The sequence below is a fragment of the Pseudoflavonifractor sp. An187 genome, from assembly GCF_002160275.1.
GTDB classification, from domain to species: Bacteria; Bacillota; Clostridia; order Oscillospirales; family Oscillospiraceae; genus Enterenecus; species Enterenecus faecium.
The window spans coordinates 99,386-119,360 of record NZ_NFKG01000002.1 but is presented as its reverse complement, the minus strand read 5'-3'; the positions used below and the strand labels follow the sequence as shown (position 1 = coordinate 119,360).

General features: G+C 61.8%; 15 protein-coding genes. 4 read left to right on the top strand and 11 right to left on the bottom strand.

The features are described from left to right. Positions 1-15: 15 nt before the first annotated feature. Positions 16-471 (top strand): transcriptional regulator NrdR, encoded by a 456-nt coding sequence (nrdR, locus tag B5F22_RS02150; RefSeq protein ID WP_087228871.1) that lies wholly within the window; start codon positions 16-18, stop codon positions 469-471. Positions 472-522: 51 nt separating this feature from the next. Here nrdR and upp read toward each other — a convergent pair whose 3' ends face one another. From upp to tsaE, 3 genes are read right to left on the bottom strand one after another with little or no spacing between them, the layout of a single operon-like run. Beyond that, positions 523-1,152, bottom strand: coding sequence for a uracil phosphoribosyltransferase (gene upp / locus B5F22_RS02145; RefSeq protein WP_087228874.1), 630 nt, complete (start codon positions 1,150-1,152; stop codon positions 523-525). 28 nt (positions 1,153-1,180) lie between these two features. Beyond that, positions 1,181-1,891 carry a tRNA (adenosine(37)-N6)-threonylcarbamoyltransferase complex dimerization subunit type 1 TsaB gene (gene tsaB, locus B5F22_RS02140; protein ID WP_087228877.1) on the bottom strand — a complete coding sequence of 237 codons (711 nt, stop codon included), beginning with the start codon at positions 1,889-1,891 and terminating at the stop codon, positions 1,181-1,183. Continuing rightward, complete coding sequence (tsaE, locus tag B5F22_RS02135; RefSeq protein WP_087228880.1) at positions 1,888-2,313, bottom strand: tRNA (adenosine(37)-N6)-threonylcarbamoyltransferase complex ATPase subunit type 1 TsaE; 426 nt, start codon at positions 2,311-2,313, stop codon at positions 1,888-1,890. The genes tsaB and tsaE overlap by 4 nt, the downstream gene beginning before the upstream one ends. A gap of 124 nt (positions 2,314-2,437) precedes the next feature. On the opposite strand from tsaE, the gene B5F22_RS02130 reads away from it, so the two are divergent. Then, a complete protein-coding gene (locus B5F22_RS02130; RefSeq protein ID WP_242955034.1) occupies positions 2,438-3,598 on the top strand; it encodes an FtsW/RodA/SpoVE family cell cycle protein in 1,161 nt (386 codons plus the stop codon). Between the two features lie 65 nt (positions 3,599-3,663). Continuing rightward, entirely contained in the window at positions 3,664-4,623 is a 960-nt protein-coding gene (locus B5F22_RS02125) for an Ig-like domain-containing protein (protein ID WP_087390285.1), read from the top strand. Positions 4,624-4,668: 45 nt separating this feature from the next. Here B5F22_RS02125 and B5F22_RS02120 read toward each other — a convergent pair whose 3' ends face one another. From B5F22_RS02120 to B5F22_RS02110, 3 genes are all read right to left on the bottom strand, one after another. Further along, positions 4,669-7,296, bottom strand: coding sequence for a DNA translocase FtsK (locus tag B5F22_RS02120; RefSeq protein WP_087390282.1), 2,628 nt, complete (start codon positions 7,294-7,296; stop codon positions 4,669-4,671). Positions 7,297-7,311: 15 nt separating this feature from the next. After that, positions 7,312-8,133 (bottom strand): undecaprenyl-diphosphate phosphatase, encoded by an 822-nt coding sequence (locus B5F22_RS02115; RefSeq protein ID WP_087390625.1) that lies wholly within the window; start codon positions 8,131-8,133, stop codon positions 7,312-7,314. Positions 8,134-8,569: 436 nt separating this feature from the next. Further along, complete coding sequence (locus B5F22_RS02110; RefSeq protein WP_087390279.1) at positions 8,570-13,897, bottom strand: family 20 glycosylhydrolase; 5,328 nt, start codon at positions 13,895-13,897, stop codon at positions 8,570-8,572. Between the two features lie 233 nt (positions 13,898-14,130). Between B5F22_RS02110 and B5F22_RS02105 the strand changes: the two genes are divergently transcribed. After that, on the top strand, positions 14,131-14,619 hold the full coding sequence (locus B5F22_RS02105) for a DUF3592 domain-containing protein (RefSeq protein ID WP_087390274.1): 489 nt from the start codon (positions 14,131-14,133) through the stop codon (positions 14,617-14,619). A gap of 36 nt (positions 14,620-14,655) precedes the next feature. Here B5F22_RS02105 and B5F22_RS02100 read toward each other — a convergent pair whose 3' ends face one another. The 5 genes from B5F22_RS02100 to prfA form a co-directional block, all read right to left on the bottom strand. Continuing rightward, complete coding sequence (locus B5F22_RS02100) at positions 14,656-15,351, bottom strand: ATP-dependent Clp protease proteolytic subunit (protein WP_087369699.1); 696 nt, start codon at positions 15,349-15,351, stop codon at positions 14,656-14,658. Positions 15,352-15,604: 253 nt separating this feature from the next. Then, a complete protein-coding gene (locus tag B5F22_RS02095) occupies positions 15,605-17,008 on the bottom strand; it encodes an aminopeptidase (RefSeq protein ID WP_087228903.1) in 1,404 nt (467 codons plus the stop codon). A 20-nt stretch (positions 17,009-17,028) separates the two neighbouring features. Next, positions 17,029-17,634, bottom strand: a complete 606-nt coding sequence (gene coaE, locus B5F22_RS02090; protein ID WP_087390271.1) for a dephospho-CoA kinase — start codon at positions 17,632-17,634, stop codon at positions 17,029-17,031. Continuing rightward, the gene (locus B5F22_RS11930) at positions 17,631-18,908 is read right to left on the bottom strand and encodes an L-threonylcarbamoyladenylate synthase (protein ID WP_143482156.1); all 1,278 of its coding nucleotides are present in this window, start codon (positions 18,906-18,908) and stop codon (positions 17,631-17,633) included. Before B5F22_RS11930 ends, coaE begins: the two co-directional genes overlap by 4 nt. Before the next feature lie 4 nt (positions 18,909-18,912). Beyond that, positions 18,913-19,974, bottom strand: coding sequence for a peptide chain release factor 1 (gene prfA, locus B5F22_RS02080; protein WP_087390268.1), 1,062 nt, complete (start codon positions 19,972-19,974; stop codon positions 18,913-18,915). Between the last annotated feature and the right edge of the window lies 1 nt (position 19,975).

Genomic DNA, 19,975 nt, shown 5'->3' with positions numbered 1-19,975 from the left:
AAGGATGATCCGCCCGTGAAATGCCCCTTTTGTGCCCACCCTGAGAGCAAGGTGGTAGACTCTCGCCCCGCCGACGAGGGCAGCAGCATTCGTCGCCGCCGAGAATGCCTGGCCTGTCACAAGCGCTTCACCACCTACGAGACCATGGAGAGCCTCCCCCTGGTGGTCATCAAGCGGGATGGTCGCCGCCAGTCCTTCGACAAGACCAAGCTCATGGGCAGCATGCTCAAGGCCTGCGAGAAGCGCTCGGTACCCACCGACACTCTAGAGCGCATTGCCGATGAGATCGAGCAGACCCTGCAAAATGAGCTGATGCGGGAAATTCCCTCCACCCAGATCGGCGAGCTGGTGATGGAGAAGCTGCGGAACGTGGACGAGGTGTCCTATGTGCGCTTTGCCTCGGTATACCGCCAGTTCAAAGACATCAACACCTTTATGGAAGAACTGGACAAGCTGCTGAAAGAGAGATAAAAAAATCGTCCCGGATTTTCGAGTGGAAAATCCGGGACGATTTTTTATTCTTTACTTGGTGCCGAAGATGCGGTCGCCAGCGTCGCCCAGACCGGGCACGATATAGCCGTGGTCGTTGAGCTTCTCATCCAGCCCAGCCACGTAGATGTCCACGTCGGGGTGCTCCTTCTGGATGCAGGCGATGCCCTCGGGAGCGGCCAGCACGTTCATCAGCTTGATGTGCTTGCAGCCGTAGCCCTTGAGGAAGGTGATGGCAGCAGCAGCAGAGCCGCCGGTGGCCAGCATGGGGTCCAGCACGATGACATCCCGCTCGGCAATGTCGCTGGGCATCTTGCAGTAGTACTCCACGGGAGCCAGGGTCTCAGGGTCCCGGTACAGGCCGATGTGGCCCACCTTGGCGGAGGGAATCAGGTTCAGAATACCGTCCACCATACCCAGGCCAGCCCGGAGAATGGGCACCACAGCCAGCTTCTTACCGGCCAGCATCTTAAAGGTGCCGGTGGCCACGGGAGTCTCAATGGTCACATCCTCCAGAGGCAGGTCCCGGGTGGCCTCGTAGCACATCAGCCCTGCAATCTCAGAGACGATGCTGCGAAAGTCCTTCACGCCGGTGTTCTTGTCCCGCAGGATGGACAGCTTGTGCTGCAGGAGCGGATGGTCCAAAACGTGTACTTTTTCCATAGTCGTCAAACCCCTTTTCTTATATCGGTCATTTGGTCAAAGATTTGCCCTGGGCCAAACGCTCCCGTTCGGCCTGGCTCAGGCGGTGGTACTGGGGCGCCATGGCAGCCCCACTCACCAGCTGGTCCCGGCGGGCCAGCTCCAGCCCTGCCCGAGCCACACCCCAAGCGGTCTGGTAGACCAGGTGGGGCGGCATCATGGTGGCGGATATTCCCCGCTCTTTGAGGAAATTATAACACAAGGATGCGCCATCTCCAACGAGAAATTTCGCATTGGAGGATTTTTCAAGCTCCTGGGCCAGCTGATCCAGGCCAATGGCGGCGTCTTCGCTCAGCCGGGTGAGAGTCCCGTTCTGGGCTAAGAACCGGGCGGCATACACCTGATTGCGCCGGGCGTCCATCACCGCGCAGATCTCCCCCTCCATGTGGGCGCACTGCCACGCCATGGACTCCAGGGTGGAGCAGGGCGCGCAGGGCTTCCCGTCGGGCCAAGCCAGGCCCTTGGCCGCAGCCACGCCAATGCGCACCCCGGTGAAGGAGCCAGGTCCGGCGGCCACCGCCACCACGTCAATGTCGTGGAGGGTGAGCCCCACGTTGTCCAGCAGCTGGGTCACCATGGGCATGAGGGTCACCGAGTGGGTCAGGCCGCTGTTCTGGAAGGACTGCCCCAGCAGCTTCTCGTCCTCGGTGATAGCCACCGAGGCGGTGACTGCCGAGGTCTCCAAGGCCAAAATTTTCATAGCGCTACCCCCTCTATGGTGATGATGCGGGTGTTGTCGTCCTCGCCCCGGGAGATATCCACCCGAATGGTGTCCCCGTCCAGGGCCTCGTCCACATTCTCGCTCCACTCCACGGCACACACACCATTCCGGGCCAGGTAGTCCTCCCAGCCGATGTGGAACAGCTCGTCGGCGCTGCCCAAGCGGTACATGTCAAAGTGGAACAGAGGCAGGCGGCCCCCTTCATACTCATTGACGATGGTAAAGGTGGGGCTGGTCACCCGCTCTTCAATTCCCAATCCCTCTGCCATTCCAGAGACAAAAGCGGTCTTCCCCGCCCCCAGGTCCCCGGTAAATGCCACCACGGCGCCCCCCTGGAGCGCCTGTGCCAATGTACGGCCCAACGCCCTGGTCTCCTCCGGGCTGTGGGTGATATACTGCATAGCCGTTCACCTCAACTTGTAAACTCTTTCAAGACAGTATAGCACACCCCGGCCATATGTGCTATACTAATCTTTATCATTGTGATCTTTCCCATATTATGAGAGGAGAACTCCCATGGTCTTCATGGATAACCTTCGTGATTTCTTTAAAAAAGGGGACGTGCTGCTCCTGACCCTGTGCGTGTGCGCCAATCTCTTTGGCATTGCCCTGGTGTACAGCGCCACCCGGTACGACCCTGCCCTCCACAGCTACCCCCTCAAGCAGGCCATCTTTCTCTGCCTGGGCATCGTGATCTACATTGTCATTACCTTTGTAGACCTGGAATTTTTGCTGGAAAAGTGGTGGAAGGTATTTCTGGTGTTGGGTCTGGCCATCATCCTGCTGCTGCTCCCCTTCGGACGGGACGACGGCACCGGAAACCGCAGCTGGGTCTTTCTCCCCGGCCTGTCCACCGGCTTCCAGCCCGGTGAGATGGCCAAGCTGGCCTACATCTGCGTGCTGGCCTGGCTCATCAACCACCAGCGCTCCTTTGGGGTGAGCCGATTCACCTCCCTGTTGAAGTACGCCGGGCTGACCATGCTCTTTGCCGGGATGCTGGCCGCCCTCTCCGGCGACTACGGCATGGTGCTGGTGTACCTGTTCATCTTTGTCATCATGGCCTGGGTGGGCGGCGTCCAGAAGCGGTGGTTTCTAGGGGTGGGCATTCCCCTGGTGGCCGGAGTAATCCTGCTATGGAATTTCGTACTCCCCCACACCAAGTTCTGGACGGACTACCGCATCATGCGCTTCCGGGTGGTCTTTGACCACTCCTTGGACCCCCTGGGCCGCGGATGGCAGCAGAGCCGCTCCCTGCTGGCCATTGGCTCGGGGCAAATCACCGGCATGGGCTACCTCCACGGCAAACAGACCCAGTCCGCTCTATCTCAGAACCTGCCTGCCCGCCACACCGACTTCATCTTCTCGGTGTGTGGAGAAGAGTTGGGGCTGTTGGGGTGCTGCGTGGTGCTGCTGCTCCTCTTTGCCATCATCCTGCGCTGTGTGTGGGTGTCCCGGCAGGCCAAGAGCCGCATGTCCGCCTACATCGCCATGGGCATCGCCGCCATGCTCATGATTCAGACCATTCTCAACGTGGGCATGTGCCTGTATGTGGCCCCGGTCATTGGTCTGACTCTTCCCTTCTTCAGCTACGGCGGCTCCTCCACCCTCACCCTCTTTGTGGCCATGGGCATGGTGTCGGGCATTAAAATGAGGCCCCTGCCCAGCTGGCTCAAAGACCGAACTTGATCGTATATTTTTCACCATTGGGCGCATGCTAGAGGTATCAACTCAGAGCAAGGAGGCACCCTCTTGTGAAATACCGTCTTCCCCTATTCTGCCTGCTGCTGGCGGGGGCCCTGACCATGCCGGTGTCCGCCGCCGTGGTCACCACCGTCAGCACCAGCGGGGAGAATACCCCGCCGGTGGCGAAAAACCTTACCCTGACCACCTATCAGGACATTGCCATCACCAGCACCTTCTCCGCCGTGGACCCCGAGGGAGATCTCATCACCTACCAGGTGGTGGACAGCCCCGCCCGGGGCCAGGTGACCCTGGATGAGAAGGACACCTCCACCTTCTGGTACACCCCCTACGAGAACAAGAAGGGGTCCGACGTGTTCTCCTACGTGGCCATTGACAGCATGGGCAACGTCTCCGAGCCCGCCACCGTGGAGATCTCCATCACCGTGCCCACCTGTGGCGTGACCTATGCCGATCTGGAGGGCAGTCCCTACCACTATGCCGCCCTGCGCCTGGCTGAGGAGGGCATCTACGTGGGCCGTCAAATGGCAGGGGTGGCCTACTTTGACCCCCATCAGTCCCTCACCCGGGAGGAATTTCTGGTGCTGGCCATGGACGTGACCCAGACCCAGCCCCTGGACGGGGTTTCCACCACCGGCTTTTATGACGATGGAGACATCTCCGCCTGGGCCAAAGGATATGTCTCCGCCGCTGTGATGCAAGGGGCCGGGCTGGGAGAACAAAATGAGGACGGCCAAGTGGTGTTCTCCCCCTCGGACTCCATCACCCAGTTGGAGGCCGCGGTGATGCTGGAAGAGCTTCTGTGCACCACCGACATCCCCATCCACACCACCTCGGTGAGCCAAGAGATTCCCGCCTGGGCCAGCCAGTCGGTGGCCAACCTGGAGGCGCTGGACGTGGTGGCCCCTGGGGCCACGCTCTCCGACACTCTCACCCGGGGGGAAGCCGCCCAGATGCTCTCCGCCGCCCTGGACGTGGTGGGCAGCCGGGAGACCAGCTGGTTTCAATAAGTAGAAGAGCTGGACAGAACCCAAGTTCTGTCCAGCTCTTTCGTCTTAAAATGGCGGTAAATCCCGGCTCTGTTCCACGGCGTCCCCCTCAAAGGGGAACTCCTCAGGAACAGGCTCAGAAGGCTCGGGCACAGCGTCCACCATGTTCTGGCGGTACTGCATCTCCTGCCACTGTTCCTTGGTGATGAGCAGCTGGCGGGGCTTGGAGCCCTCAAAGGGGCCCACCACGCCCTTCTCCTCCATCTGGTCCACCAGGCGGGCGGCTCGGCCGTAGCCCAGCTTCAGGCGGCGCTGGAGCATGGACACCGAGGCCTGTCCCACCTCCAGCACCACGTCGATGGCAGCGGGGAGCAGCTCGTCATAGTCCCCGCCCTGGTTGGGATCGGACCCGCCCACACCCTTGGCGCCCTTCTCCTTCTCCTCGGCGTGCTTTTCGATTTCATGCATCACCGACTCGTCGTACTGGGCGGTACCGCTCTGCTTGATGAAGTCCACCACCTGGGCCACCTCCTCCTCAGAGATAAAGCAGCCCTGGACACGCTGGGGCTTGCCCTGGCCCAGAGGGGCATAGAGCATGTCACCCTTGCCCACCAGCTTCTCGGCACCGGTGGTGTCCAGAATGATGCGGGACTCCAAGCTGGAGGCCACGGCAAAGGCAATGCGGCTGGGGATGTTGGCCTTCATCAGGCCCGTGATGACGTCGGCAGAGGGACGCTGGGTGGCAATGACCAGGTGCATGCCCGAGGCACGGCCCATCTGGGCCACCCGGCAGATGGACTCTTCCACCTCTTTGGCAGCCACCAGCATCAGGTCGGCCAGCTCGTCGATGACCACCACGATCTGGGGCATGGTGTCCCGCCCGCTCTTGCGGGCGTGGTTGTTGTAGGAAGCCAGATCCTTGGCTCCCACCTCAGAGAAAGCCTTGTACCGCTTCATCATCTCGCACACCGCCCATTGCAGAGCACCGGCGGCCTTCTTGGGGTCGGTGACCACGGGGATGAGCAGATGGGGGATGCCGTTGTACACCCCCAACTCCACCATCTTGGGGTCCACCATGATGAGGCGCACCTCGTCGGGGGTGGCCTTGTACAGCAGAGAGATGATGAGGGAGTTGGTGCACACCGACTTACCGGAACCGGTGGTACCGGCAATGAGCATATGGGGCAGCTTGGCGATGTTGCCCACCACACAGTTGCCCCCGATGTCCTTGCCCACGGCAAAGGACACCTTGGAGGGGCTGTCGGTAAAGGCCCGATCACTGATGACGTCCCGAATGGCCACAGGGCTGACCTGGCGGTTGGGCACCTCAATGCCCACGGTGGAAATCTTATCGGGGATGGGGGCCACACGCACCGCGGAGGCGCCCAGAGCCAGGGCGATGTCGTCGGAGAGGTTGGTAATCTTGTTCAGCTTCACGCCCTGCTCCAGCTCCAGCTCGTACCGGGTCACCGAGGGACCCCTGGTGACGTTGACGATATGGGCATCCACGCCGAAGGAGATGAGGGCGTCTTGGAGTCGCTGCTGGTTGGTCTGGAGCTCTCCAGCGGCAGCGGCGGCCATGCCGCTGCCTTCCGCCAGCAGAGACACAGGGGGATAGCGGTACACCCCGGTGTTGCTCTGTTCCATGCCTGCCTCGATCTCCTGGGCCACCTGGGCGTGGGCCTGTTGAGCCTCCTGGCGGGTGACCTTCTCCACCGGGGGCTGGGCCGGTGCGGGGACGGGCTGAGCCACAGCCGGCTCAGGCTCTGGCTCCACCTGGGGTGCGGGGAAAATCTCGGGCAGCTCCTCCTCCACCGCCACCTCACCCGTGGGCTCCTCCGAAACTGCGGCGGGCGGCGTAGGCTCGGATTCCTTCCCCCACAGGTCGAACAGCTTCTTCTTTCGGGGGGCAGGCTGAGGGGCGGGGGTGTCGTCTACGGGAATATCAATGGCGGGTTTCCGCTCCCTTCTCCGAGGGGCGGGCGGCTGAGGCTCCTCATAGGTCTGAGGCTCTTCCGCTTCCTCCTCTTCCCACCGGGCTTGCCGGGCCTCTTCCCGCTCCTCCATCCAGCCCCGCATGTCCTGGTAGAACTCCACCGGGGTGCGGTTGAAGGAGAAGAGCAAGGTGAGCAGAGTCACCACCAGGAGCACCACCATAGCTCCCACCGCACTGAAGGCGTAGCGGAAGGAGATGGCCAGGATGCCACCCAGCACACCGCCGGAGTTGCTGCGCAGACCAGCCATCCACAGCTGGCCCATGAGATTCATCCCCCATGTAAAGCGGTTGCCGCTGAGCATGAGGTGGAGTATAGCCCCGGCCAGCACCGGCAGCAGCAGTGCACAGGTCAGGCGCAGCCGCACCGGGCGGCGGCGGTGAAAGATCAAGATGTAGGCGCACAGCACCAAAATGGGCGGCGCCAGGTAGTAGCCGTAGCCACACAGGCCCCGGAGCAAGTCGCAAAACAGGTCGATGAATGCGGCCTTGACACCAAAGTAGCCAAAAGAGCCAAAGAAGGCCAACACCAGGCATACCACGCCGCCAATCTCTCGGTGGTAGGAAGGAGCGGCAGGGGCCGCCTTCTTTCTGGGCTTGGCGGTGGAGGTCGTCTTCTTTTTGGTACTTTTGGGAGCGGCAGACTTGCTCTGGGTCCGTTTCCCGCCGCTTTTGGTGGTTTTCTTTTGCGTTGAAGCCATAGCTTCCTCCTCACATTAGAGTACGATAAAACTGGCAACCAGGGAAACTACGCCCACGATCCAGCAGTAGTATGCAAAATTGCCGAACTTGCCCTTGCTGGCCAGCAGGCGCACCAGCTGGATGGAGAAATACCCCACCACGCCGGCCACCACCATGCCCGCCAGATAGTTGGGCAGCAAACTGGTGTCCACACCTTCGCCCACGGCTTTGACCACCTTGAGCAAGGTAGCCCCCAGCACCGCAGGCAGGGACAGCAGGAAAGAATAGCGCACGGCAAACTTCCGGTCAAAGCCCAGGAGCATACCGGCGGAAATGGTGCTGCCGGAACGAGAGATGCCGGGGATGGTAGCCACCCCCTGGGCAATGCCCACCAACAGAGCATCCTTCACGGTGGCGGTGCGGGCGTTCTTACGTCCGCCGCCCATGCGGTCGGAGAAAAACAGAATAAAGCCGGTGAGAATGAGCATCACAGACACAGCCGCGGGATAGTTACCCAGCTGCTCCACCACCCCCTCCAAGGGCAGGACCACAAACAGAGGCAGAGTGCCCACGATGACCATCAGCACCAGGCGGCGGGCCGTGGGGGGCCGGGACTCCCGGCTGCCGTGGCCGGAGAACAGAGAGGCGAAGCCGCGGAAGAACTCCACCACCATCTCCACAATGTCCTTCCAGTATACCACGCACACAGCGAGAAGCGTGGCAAAATGCAGCAGGATGTTAAAGAGGTTATCCACCTCTTTCATCCCAAAGAAGTGCTGCAACAGGGTCAAATGCCCGGAACTGGAGATGGGCAGAAATTCCGCCACGCCCTGGACAAAGCCCATAAACATTGACATGAGCAAGGACAAGATTATCACCTCATTTTTCTTGATTGCCCAGGACTGAAATCCGGTGCATCATAGTATATTACCACATCCCATAGTCAAATTCCAGCGTTTTTCTCCCTTCCATCGAAAATCTCGTCAAAATACTTCATATCAATGCAAAAAAGCCAGATGATATTGCATCGTCAAAAAGCCCTCGGCAGAATTTTCCCGCCTAAGGGCGGGAAAATAAATCAAAATCTGTTTTTCCCGGGGACATGCGCATCGGGAAAAACACTTCTCAGCCCGCCAGTGTGGAATCGGATCGCCCTTTGACCCGATTCTGCATGCAGCGGGCTGCATCTCCTCTCAAAAATGCTGGCATTTTTGAGAAGCGTGTCGAACTGGTTCGACACGCGAAATACCCCGGACCGGGAGAACCCGGTCCGGGGTATTTGGTGCAAAGAGATCAGCGGACTCGCTTGCGGGCCGCCGCAACCACAGCCAGGCAAGCAGCACAGACCAAGAGGGTCAGAACGGGCACCATCACCCAGTTCCCATCTCCGGTCTGAGGCACACTCTCCGGCTTCTGGGTGGCATCCGGCTTGTCCGTGGTTTCGGGCTTGTCGGTGGCGTTGGGGGTCTCACCGCTCTCGGTGGTCAGACCACGGATGGCGGTGTCCAACTGAGCCACAGCGGCGTCCACCGTCTTCTGGTCGTCCTCGGTGAGGCTGTTGTCCGCCATCACGGTCTGAGCGTTGGCCAGAGCGGTGCGGAAGGTGGCCACGCTCTCGGCGGTGTAGCCGGACAGGTCCAAGCTCTCAGCCTTGCCGATGAGGTCTTCCAGGATGGACTTGTCCGCCTTGAAACGCTGGGCCAGGATGGCATTGAGCAACACCTGAGCGGCGGGCTGCACGTCCTCCTCCATGGCGTCGCCGTCGGCCATCACGTCCTTGGCAGCCGCCAGGGCGTCCACCAACTCCTGCCAGTGGTCGGCCACATATTTGTCAGCGTTGGCAGTCATGTCCTCCGCCTTGGCAATCAGCTGCTCCAGCGTGGACTTATCCCCCTGGGTGAGGCCCAGGCCCCAGATCCCCTCCAGCAGGGCGTCCCAAGCGGCGTTGACATCCTCCTGAGAGGCGTTTTCATACGCCAGAACCGCCTTGGCATTGGCCAGCGCCTTCTCAAAGGCAGCCTTGGCAGTGTCGGTGACACCCTCGGTGGAGAGCGTCATGGCATAGTCATAGGTCTTTTGCAGCAGGGTCTTGTCCACCTGGCTGGGCTCGGGGGTGGGCTCCGGCGTAGGCTCGGGAGTGGGAGTAGGTGTAGGCTCCACAGGCAGATTCTCCATGGCCTCGGTGAGGGCTGCGGCGCTGTTCTCCACCTCGCTGCGAGTAGCCAAGGGGCTGCCTTGGAGGGCACGGGCCAGCACCACGGCCTCAAACAGCGCCTGCTCCTCCTGGGTGCCCTGGGATGTAAAGGTCAGGCCCTTTTCGGCCACGATTTCCTCGGCCTGGGCCAACAGCGCCTGGAGCTCTGTCTTGTCCACCTGCTCGTAGACCAGCATCTCCTGGAGCTTGTACACACCGCTGGACTGGTTGCCCTGCATCTTCACAAAGCGGGCCTCCACCGCCTGGTCCAGCTTCACGGTCTGGCGGGCGGCGGTGTTGCCGGAGACCACCTTGGCCTCGGTCCAGGTCTCCCCGTCCAGAGAGGTCATGAGCTTGATGTCACGGCCCACGCCGTCGGCTCTCCACTGGAGGTCCACCTGGGAGATGGTGCGCACCTGGCCCAGGTCCACGGTGAGGGAGCTGTCCCCGTGGTCGCCCTGCCAGTAGGAGTAGATCTCCGAAGAGGCATCGTTGTCGCTGGTGAAGGTCTCGCCGTCCACCGCCTTCATGGCGATGCGGGTGCGCTGCACTCCGTTGTCCTGGCCGGAGGCGTCGCTGCTCTGGTAGGAGTCGCCGCCGGCGTAGGCGTCCTGGGCCACGTTCACCAGGCCGTCATCGGTCCCTGCCACCTCCTGGGCAGACAGGGCCTTGTTGTACACCTTCAGGTTGGCCATCTGGCCGTGGAAGTCCTGACCGATCTTCTCCAGGGGCAGCAGCACCGAGGAGTAGAGGGTGGACACCGCATTGGGGGTCACGCCGTCCTGGTCCTGCTTCTGGGACAGGAAGGTCACCAGCTGGCCGTTGACATAGAGTCGGGTGGCCTGGAAGGTGCCCACGATGGTGATGTTCACCGCGGTGCCGTCGGTGGGCACCTGGTAGCCGAAGTCACGGGTGAAGTAGTTCACATCGGCACTGAGGTTGCCGTTGTGTCCTGCCACCTGGATGCGGCCGTCATAGCCGGAGAACAGGGAGGATTCGGCGGTGTTTGCCTCACCGTCCTGGGCGGAGAGCTTCAAATCAAAGGAGACGGTGTAGGGGTAGGACAGGGTCTTCAGCGGGGTCTCCAAGAGGGTGGAGCCGTCGAAGGTGAGCCAGCCGTCCTCCACAGCGCCGCCGGTGAGGGTGGCATCATAGCCGTTGCCGCTGGCGTCATACACCTTATCTCCGTCCTTGGAGACATTCTGGAAGTTGTAGTCCAGCACCAGGGAGCTGGCGCTGTCCACCTCCATGGCAATCTGGGTGCCGGGGCCCTCGGCCAGACGGGCAGAACGCAGCTCGTACTCAGGGAAGGTATCCTCCTCGTCGGTGCCGCCCCAGGTCTTTTCGCTGAGGATGGACACGGTGCGCAGCACCCGCTGGTGGATGTCCTGCTCGGTCATGCCCTCCTGGCTCTGGTCGCCCCAGACCACGCCCTTGGCGCCCACCAGGTTGGGCTCACCCACCAGGGGATTGTTGCCGCCGAACATGGTGGGGTTCCAGTCGTAGAACAGGTACTCGGCGTTGGGCACGTCTCGGTTGGTACGGCCGGGGTTGGCGTACAGGAAGGCGTCCCGGCAGTTGATGACCTGATACCCTTCGGCCACACGCTGGGCGGCCTGGTCATAGGCGGTGCTCCAGATGTCCAGCTGGTAGTCCTCCGCCAGCTCCTGGGCGGTCTTGCCCAGGGCGGTCTGAGCGGTGGCAAAGCTGCCGGTGCTGGCGCCCCACATGCGGATTTTGGTGTCCTCACCCAGGTTGTTCTGGATGGTCTGGCGCATGGTGTCGGCAAACTTGGCAAAGGCATCGTTGGTGGCCTGGTTGTGCACCCAGTACTCATCGGCGCCGATGTGCACCACGTCCGCGTTCACCACCGGGTCCTCCCCACGGGTGTACTCGTCCCACAGGGTGGAGGCAAAGCGCAGGGCCCGCTGGCTGTTGGGGCCGGTCAAGTCCAGCAGCTCCAGCTGCTGGCCCAGGCTGGTGGTGCTGGGGGCCAGCATGGTGCCCCCGGCCAGCCACTCAATGTTGTCCGGGTTCTCAGCGGCGTACTTATTGTACAGCAGGGAGTGACCGGGCATGTCCAGCTCGGTGAGCACATACATGCCCATGTCCTCGCACATCTGGGTCAGCGCCCGCCACTGGTCCTTGGTGTAGGTGGGGTTGCCCTGATAGTCCTCGTTGTTGTTGTAGTAGTCGGAGTTGATGAGATCGGCAGGAATGCCTGCATGCTTGGTCTCCGAGGTAAGGCTGGGGAACTCCTCGCTCTCCAGGCGGTGGAAGCCGGAGTGGGTCTCAAAGGAGGAGGAGCTGATGTTGGCGTTGTCGTTGTCATTGACATGCAGGTGGAACTCGTTCATCTTGTACCACAGCATGATCTTGGCGTAGTCCTGGAGCAGCTCATAGCGGTAGGGGGTACGGGCCACGTCCAGCATGATGCCCCGCACCTCATAGGCGGGATAGTCCCGCATGATGCCCTGGGGAATGGACACATGGTCCTGGGTCTGCCACAGAATCTGCTCGGCGGTAATGGTGCCATACAGGCAACCAGTATAGGTGGGGGCATAAATGTGCAGCCCCTGCTCATTGGTCACCATCAGGTAGCCCTCCTCCCCCAGGTCATAGGCGGCGGGGTCGGTGAGGGACTCCAAATAGATGTCGTGGGGCCCGGTGGGGGCGGTGCCCGTCTCCACCGTCAGGGTGAGGCCGGAGATCTCCTCCACATCGGTCACCAGGTTCTGGGCCACCTTGTCCAGGCCCACATTGGCCTTGTCGTTGAGGATGACCTTGGAGTCGGCGGTGAGGGTAAAGCTGCCCTCATAGCCGTACCACTCCTGGACGGTGGGAATGACCTCTGGCTTGGGGTTGGGGTCGGTCACCGTGGGGAACCACTCAGCGGGATAGTTGGAGGAGTGGTCGGGCACGGTGACGGTGACATTCTTCTGGGCATAGCTGGTCTCGTCTCCCCGGTCGGTAAGGCGCAGCAGCAGCGTCACGTCCCGAGCGCCAATGTTCCACGAGCTGAGGGTGCCGTCATTGGCCACCACGTTCTCCAGTTCGCTGCCCCGCACCACCAGGTCCGCCCCGGAGATGGTGGGCAAAGTGATCTGGGTATCTCCCAGGCTGGGATTGGACACAGTGACTTTATTCAGTTCTCCATCCACGTCCACAGGGGGGTGAACGTCGGGATTGGTGCCCATGAGCGCAACCTCGGCAATGTTCACATTGTTGCCGCCGGGGGCCTGGGCGTTGGTCTTGTGGATGTACAGCCGCACATACCGGCCCAGCTGGGTCTGACCCAGAGCGGGCTGGGACGTGGTGGTGATGGTGTCGGTATAGCTGGCAGGGTCTGCGATGTTCTGCCCCTCTCCGTTGACCAGAGTGGAATTAGCCGAAGCTCGGCTGACATAGGCCACCCGCTGCCAGGAATCGGCATCCTCCGGGGTGTCGGTGGTCTGGAGCTCATATTCCATGGCCCACACCTTGTTGCTGGCATAGGTGATCTTCACGGTCTGAAGCTTCGAGCCGGTGGCTCCCAGGTCCATCTGGAGCCACTGAGGGGTCTGGAGCTCCTGGTCCTTGGAGTTGTCGGTGACCTTGAAGTCCTTCAGGTCCGGGGAGTTCCACTGGGTGGTCTTGGAGCCGTCCACCGCATTGGATGCGGAGGTCCCCTCCACGGCCCCGCTGGCCGTCACCGGGCGGTTGAGGGCCAGGTTCCAGGGCTCCTCGGTGGGTTCTTCCGCCTCTTTGGCATACACCTGAATCTCCCGCAGGCACACGTTGTTGCCGGGAGCGGCGGTGTTCACCTTTTCCACATAGAAGCGCACATACCGCTCCACTGAGGCCCCCTCTGCCAGGGCGGGGGTGGTGTCCGAGGTGATGGTGTCGGTGTTGGCCGCGGAGGCGGGGGTGGTGTTCCCCGTCTCGTCGGCGATGTTCTGGCCGCTGCCGTTTTTCACCGCTCCGTCAAAGGGGGAGCGCTCCACCCGCACCAGGGTGGTCCAGGCGTCCTCTGTCCCGTTGTCCGAAGAGGTCTGAATCTCGTACACCATGGGCCACACCTTCATGTTGTACCACAGCTGAACCCCCGCCACCTCCACGGGCTGGGTCACGCTCTCCCCCAGGTCTACAGTGAGCCATTGGGGGGTCTGAGCGTCCGTGGGAGACGCTCCGCTGGTCTTCATGTCGTCCGAGGCCCACTGATAGGTCTCCTGGGTGATGCCATCCACGGCATAGTGGGCGGTGGACGCCCCCGAGGACACGAACACCGGACTGTCCGGGGTAATCATGGCGGTACCCTCTACGGCACGGGCCGCCGCCTTGGTATCTCCACCTGTGTCTGCCGCAATGGCCTGCAGGGGCAGACTGCTGGCCAGGAAGAGGGCGGACAGCGCCAGGCTGAGCACCTGTTTTTTCTTCATTACCTTCATTTCCTTTCCTCCCTTGTCAAATTTCGCTTCCACTTGTCTGTTTTAGTTTAGCACATTTTACAATAAACGCAAGGTTTTCTTTTCGTTCTCTGTCATTTTGCGGTGGATGTTTCATCCACATACATACAACTTCGGATTTCATTGACACAGGCCCCCAGGTCGGGTATCATTACAGGAAAGGACATGGGACGGTGCGTCTCCCCTGTCCCTGATACTTTTTGGGGTGAATCAACATGAAACAAAAGAAAACACACAACCAGCCGCAGGCGAAGTCTTCGGGCTTTCTCTTCAACTTCATCCTGTTTATGGGCTTCGTATTTGCCGTCAGCGCCGTTGGCATCTTCATCTCCGGCTATTCCAACTTCCAGACCCAGTGGGACCAGACCGAGTGGACCGTTGCCACTGCCCAGGTGGTGGAGGTCACTGACTCCCAGGTGAATGGTACCACGGTGTATGAGGTGGAGTACCAATATGAGGCAGGAGACACCACCTACACCGGCACCGCTCAGCGCTCCAGCGACGATCTCAAGGCCGGGGACTCCCTGACCATCAAATACAATCCCGACAGTCCCGATGCCTCCACTGCCGATTTGACCGTGGACATGGCCTTTATCATTCAGGCCAGCATATCCGCCGTGCTGGCAGTAATCTTCCTCTACGGCCCCTCTCTCTACCAAAAGAAAAAGCAGGGCGGCCCCGTTCGCCGTCTTCCCCTGCGCTAAATGAAAATCCCGCTCTGGATAACCAGAGCGGGATTTTCACTTCTTACGATATTTCTTCATGCGCTTGCGCAGGCAGGCCATGGCATCGGACAGGCCACCCAGGTGGTCAATGAGCCCCAGCTCCACTGCCTGCTGGCCGTAGACGATGCTGCCCATGTCGGCGGCCATCTCCTGGGTGTTGAGCATCAGCTTCTCCAGTCGCTCCCGGGTGATGGAGCTGTTGTGGGTGACAAAGTCCAAAATCCGCTCCTGCACCCGCTGGAAGTAGTGGAAGGTCTGGCTGACCCCGATGACCATCCCGTTGAGCCGCACCGGGTGGATGGTCATGGCCCCGGAGGGCACAATGAAGGACTCCTTGGCGGACACCGCCAAAGGCACCCCGATGGAGTGGCCGCCCCCCAGCACCAGGGACACCGTGGGCTTAGACATCCCGGCGATCATCTCCGCAATGGCCAGCCCCGCCTCGATGTCGCCCCCCATGGTGTTGAGCAGGATGAGCAGCCCGTCCACCTCATCGCTCTCCTCCACCGCTGTGAGCAGGGGCAGCACGTGCTCATACTTGGTGGTCTTGGCCCCCTCCGGGGCCTCCTGGTGCCCCTCGATCTGGCCGATGATGGTGAGGGTCTGAATGGTCCCGCACCCGGTCTTCACCGTGGAGGCCCCCAGCTCGGTGAGCTGTTGCTGCTGTTCCTCCGCAGGCTGTGTTCCCCCGCTGTTATCCTCTTTTTTCATGCAAAAGCACCCCCTTCCCGGATAGTATTTCCAGGAATGGGGTGCTTTATCCAACACACGGCCAAAAAGCCTCGCAGCGTTCGCACCCGCAGGTGCGAAACATCAGAATCCGTTTTTCCCGGGGACATGCGCATCGGGAAAAACACCTCTCAGCCTGCAAGTGTGAGTTTTGCCCGCCCCTGGTGGGCAAAATCTTGCGCGCAGCAGGCTGCAACTTCTCCGTTTAAAAGGCTTTGCCTTTTGAACGGAACTCTTAGCCCTCGTACAGAGCCCGGCAGGCTGCGTAGGTCATGTAGCAGTCCAGCTTGGACACGGTCTCAAAGGGAGAGTGCATGGACAGCACGGGCACGCCGGCGTCCAGGGTGTCGATGTTGCGGTTGGCCATATAGCAGGCCACGGTGCCGCCGCCGCCCTGGTCGGTCTTGCCCAGCTCGGCCATCTGCCACAGCACCCCACGGTCATCCAGCAGGCGGCGGATATAGCCCACAGCTTCAGCGCCAGCGTCGGAGCAGCCGCCCTTACCACGGGCTCCGGTGTACTTGCTCAGACCCACGCCGTAGTTGACGAAGGCGGAGTTGTTGCGCTCATAGACCTCAGCAAAGTTGGGGTCGAAGGCGGCGGTGACGTCGGAGGACAGGCAGAAGGACTTCTCATAGCAGGCCCGCAGAGGCACGTTCTGGCTGTCGCACAGGTCCTCCATGAAGGTATCGAAGAAGGCGGACTGCATGCCGGACACGCCCTCGGAGCCGATCTCCTCCTTGTCAGCCAGCACGCACACGGCGGTACGGCAGGGAGTTCCCTCCAGGTCCAGCATGGCCTTCAGGCCAGCGTAGGCGCACACCCGGTCGTCGTGGCCGTAAGCGCCCAGCAGGGTGCGGTCAAAGCCGATGTCGGTGGCGTTGAAGGCGGGGACCGCCTCGATCTCGGCGGAGATGAAGTCAGCCTCGGTGATGCCGTACTTCTCGTTGAGAATCTGCATCACCGCCAGCTTCACCCGGCCGTCGCCCTCGTCGTCCTTCAGGGGGCGGCTGCCCACCACCAGGTTCAGGCTCTCGGCGGGAATGGCCTCGCCCAGGGGCTTCTTGGACTGGTCCGCACCCAGGTGGGGCAGCAGATCGTTGATGGTGAACTGAGGATCGCCGGGGTTGCCGCCCACGGACACATTCACCACAGAGCCGTCCTTGAGCACCACAACGCCCCGCAGCTCCAGGGGGATGGTCACCCACTGGTACTTGCGGATGCCGCCATAGTAGTGGGTCTTGAGAAAGGCGATCTCGCTGTCCTCATAGAGGGGGGTGGGCTTCAGGTCCAGACGAGGGGCGTCGATGTGGGCAGCCACGATGGACACGCCCTGGTCCAGGGGGGCAGAGCCGATGACAGCCAGGTTGATGCCGCGGCCCCGGTTGACCCGGTAGACCTTCATGCCGGGAACCAGCTCCATGCCCCGCTCCAGGGGCACAAAACCGGCAGCCTCAATGAGCTCCACGGTGTAGTCCACACAGGTGCGCTCGGTCTTGCCCTTGTCCAGGTAGACCTTGTAGCCCTCGCAGTAATCAAAAATGGCGTGCTCGGTGGCCTCGTCCACCTTGTCCCAGCCGTTCTTCTTCTGGTTGAGCAGCTGCTCCCGGAGCAGCTTTCCCTTGTTGTTCTCTTCCATGGGTATAACCTCCTATATGTTTATCTGTGCAATATATGGGCAAACAACGCCGTGGCCTGCTGTTCCAGCTGCCCCGGGTCGTCTCCGTCGTTGTGTAAGGCGTACTGACAGTGGGTTTCGAAAAACTCCGCTGGCTTCTGAGCCTCCACCCGCTTGCGGGCATAGACCTCATCGATGCCGTCCCGGGCCATGATGCGCCCGATGCGGGTCTCCGCCTTGGCCACCACCGCCACGGTGATGTGGCAGATGTCCGCCACTCCGCTCTCAATGAGGGCTATGGCATCCACCACCGCCACCTGCTTTCCCTCCGCCTGGGCCTGGTCCAAACGGCGCTGGATTTCCAGCTGGATATAGCGGTGGGTGATGGCGTTCAAATCCTCCAGGGCCTGGGAGTCCCCAAACACCCTGGCCCCCAACTGCTTTCGAAGCAGCACCCCCTGGTCATCGTAGATGTCCGGGCCGAACCGCTCTTGCAGCGCCTGGCGCATGGGCTGACTGGACACGGTGAGGTCATGGTAGATGGCGTCGGCGTCCAACACAGCCGCCCCCATGCCCTCCAGCACGTGGAGCACGGTGGTCTTGCCCGCCCCTGTGGGCCCGGTGAGGCCAATGATGGTGAAGCTCATCCCTCCACCTCACATCCCAGGGCCTGCTCAATGGCCTCGCGGCTCAGGCCGCCCTGGCGGAGGATGCGGAAGGGTTTTACAGTCAGGTTCACAATGGTGGACTCCACCCCCACCGAGCAGGGGCCGCCGTCCAGCACAGCCCCAATGCGGCCGTCTAGCTGTTCCAGCACCTGCTGGGCGTTCTTGGGGCTGGGGTGTCCGGAGATGTTGGCGGAAGGACAGGCCAGCGGATGGCCCAGCGCCCGGATAACCCCCAGGGTGTCCGGGTGGTCGGGGCAGCGCACCCCCTGGGTTGCACCTCCGGCGGGAACGATGGAGGGCAGGGTGCCCTTGCCCCACAAAATCATGGTCAGAGGACCTGGCCAGAAAGCTTTGGCCAAGATATAGGCCTCAGTGGGAATGTCCCGGCACACCCCTTCCACCATGTCCATGCCGTCCACCAGCACGTTCAGGGGCTTCTCCTCCGGGCGGCCCTTGGCCTCATAGTTGGCCCGCACCGACTCCTCGATGTAGGCGTCCGAGGCCAGTCCGTACACCGTCTCGGTGGGCACCGCCACCAGCTCCCCCGCTGCCAACAGCTGGGCAGCCTTGGCCACCTCGTGGGGGGCCAGGGTCTGGGTCTCAGGACGGCCCAGCACCAGGGAGAGCAGCTGTCCGGGCCGCTCCACCAAGTGGTGGGCCCCCTCCTGCTCCAGCTCGGCACGGCTGCGGAAGCCCCACAGCACCCCACAGGTGTCCAGCGAGCCGTTTTTCCCGGTACGGATGTCCACGTTGCTGTCCCCCACAAAGAGGGTGGTGTCTGGCTTGGCTCCCATCTGCTCCATGAGGGCATAGAGCAAGGTGGGGTCGGGCTTGGTGGGCTGGTCGGGCAGGGCTCCTTGGATGTGGGTGAACACCCCGGGGTAGTACCGCTCCATCACCGCCCCAGCCAGAGAGTGGGCCTTGTTGGTGAGCACGCCGATGCCCACCCCCGCCTGCTTCAAAGCGTCCAGCACCTGGGCCATCCCCCAGTAGGGGGCGGTGAAGTCCTCTTTGTGGGCCCCGTAGTACTCCATAAACTGGGCCAGAGCCTCCTCCAGCTCCTGCTGGGATGTGCCTTGGGGGGCAAACCGCTCCACCAGCTTGGGGATGCCGTTGCCCACCTTGGTCTTGTAGGCCTCCACGGTGTGGGTGGGCCAGCCCCGCTGGATGCACACCCAGTTTCCGGCGTTGGCCAGGTCGTCAATGGTGTTGAGGAGGGTTCCATCTAAGTCAAAAATCACATGGGTATACATTTGTCTAGCCCTCTCCTTGTTTCAGCCGCTGGGCCCGGTCGGCGGTGATGAGCCCGTCGATGATCTCGTCCAGATCTCCGTCCATGACAGCGTCCAATTTGTATATGGTCAGCCCGATGCGGTGCTCGGTGAGCCGCCCCTGGGGGAAGTTGTAGGTGCGGATGCGCTCGTTGCGCATGCCCGAGCCCACCTGGCTGCGCCGCTGGTCTCCGTATTCCTCCGAAATGCGCTGCTGCTCCTGGTCGTAGAGCATGGAGGCCAAAATGCGCATGGCCTTCTCCCGGTTCTGGAACTGGCTGCGCTCCTGCTGGCACTCCACCACCGTGCCCGTGGGCTTGTGGATGAGGCGCACCGCCGAAGAGGTCTTGTTCACGTGCTGACCTCCGGCACCGGAGGCCCGGTAGACCTGCATTTCCACATCGGCGGGATTAAGCTGCACGTCCACCTGCTCCATTTCCGGCAGCACCGCCACGGTGGCGGTGGAGGTGTGCACCCGGCCCCCGGATTCCGTCTCCGGCACCCGCTGCACCCGGTGCACGCCACTCTCAAATTTCAGACGGGAGTAGGCCCCGTCCCCGGAGATGGTCAGAGAGATGTCCTTGACGCCTCCCAATTCGGTCTCGCTGACGCTGTTGACCTCCACCTTCCACCCCCGCTTCTCCGCGTACATGGTGTACATGCGGGTGAGGGAGTGGGCAAAGAGGGCGGACTCTTCCCCGCCCACCCCGGCCCGAATCTCCACAATGACATTTTTGTCGTCGTTGGGGTCCCGGGGCAGCAGCAGCTCCCGGATGAGCTGCTCCAGGCGCTCCAGTTCTTCCTTGGCTTGGGCCATTTCCTCCTGGGCCAGGTCCTTCAAGTCCGGATCGGAGAGCAGTTCCTCCGCTCCCGCCAGGTCCTCCCCTGCCTTGCACCAGCTGCGGTAGGCGGTGACCAGGGGCTCCAGCTCCCGCTGCTCCTTGTTGAGCCGGGACACCAGGTCCGGGTCTTCATAGGTCTCGTTGGCAGCCAGACGGGCCTCAATCTCCCCGTACCGCTGCTCAATGCCTCTGAGTTTGTCCGTCATG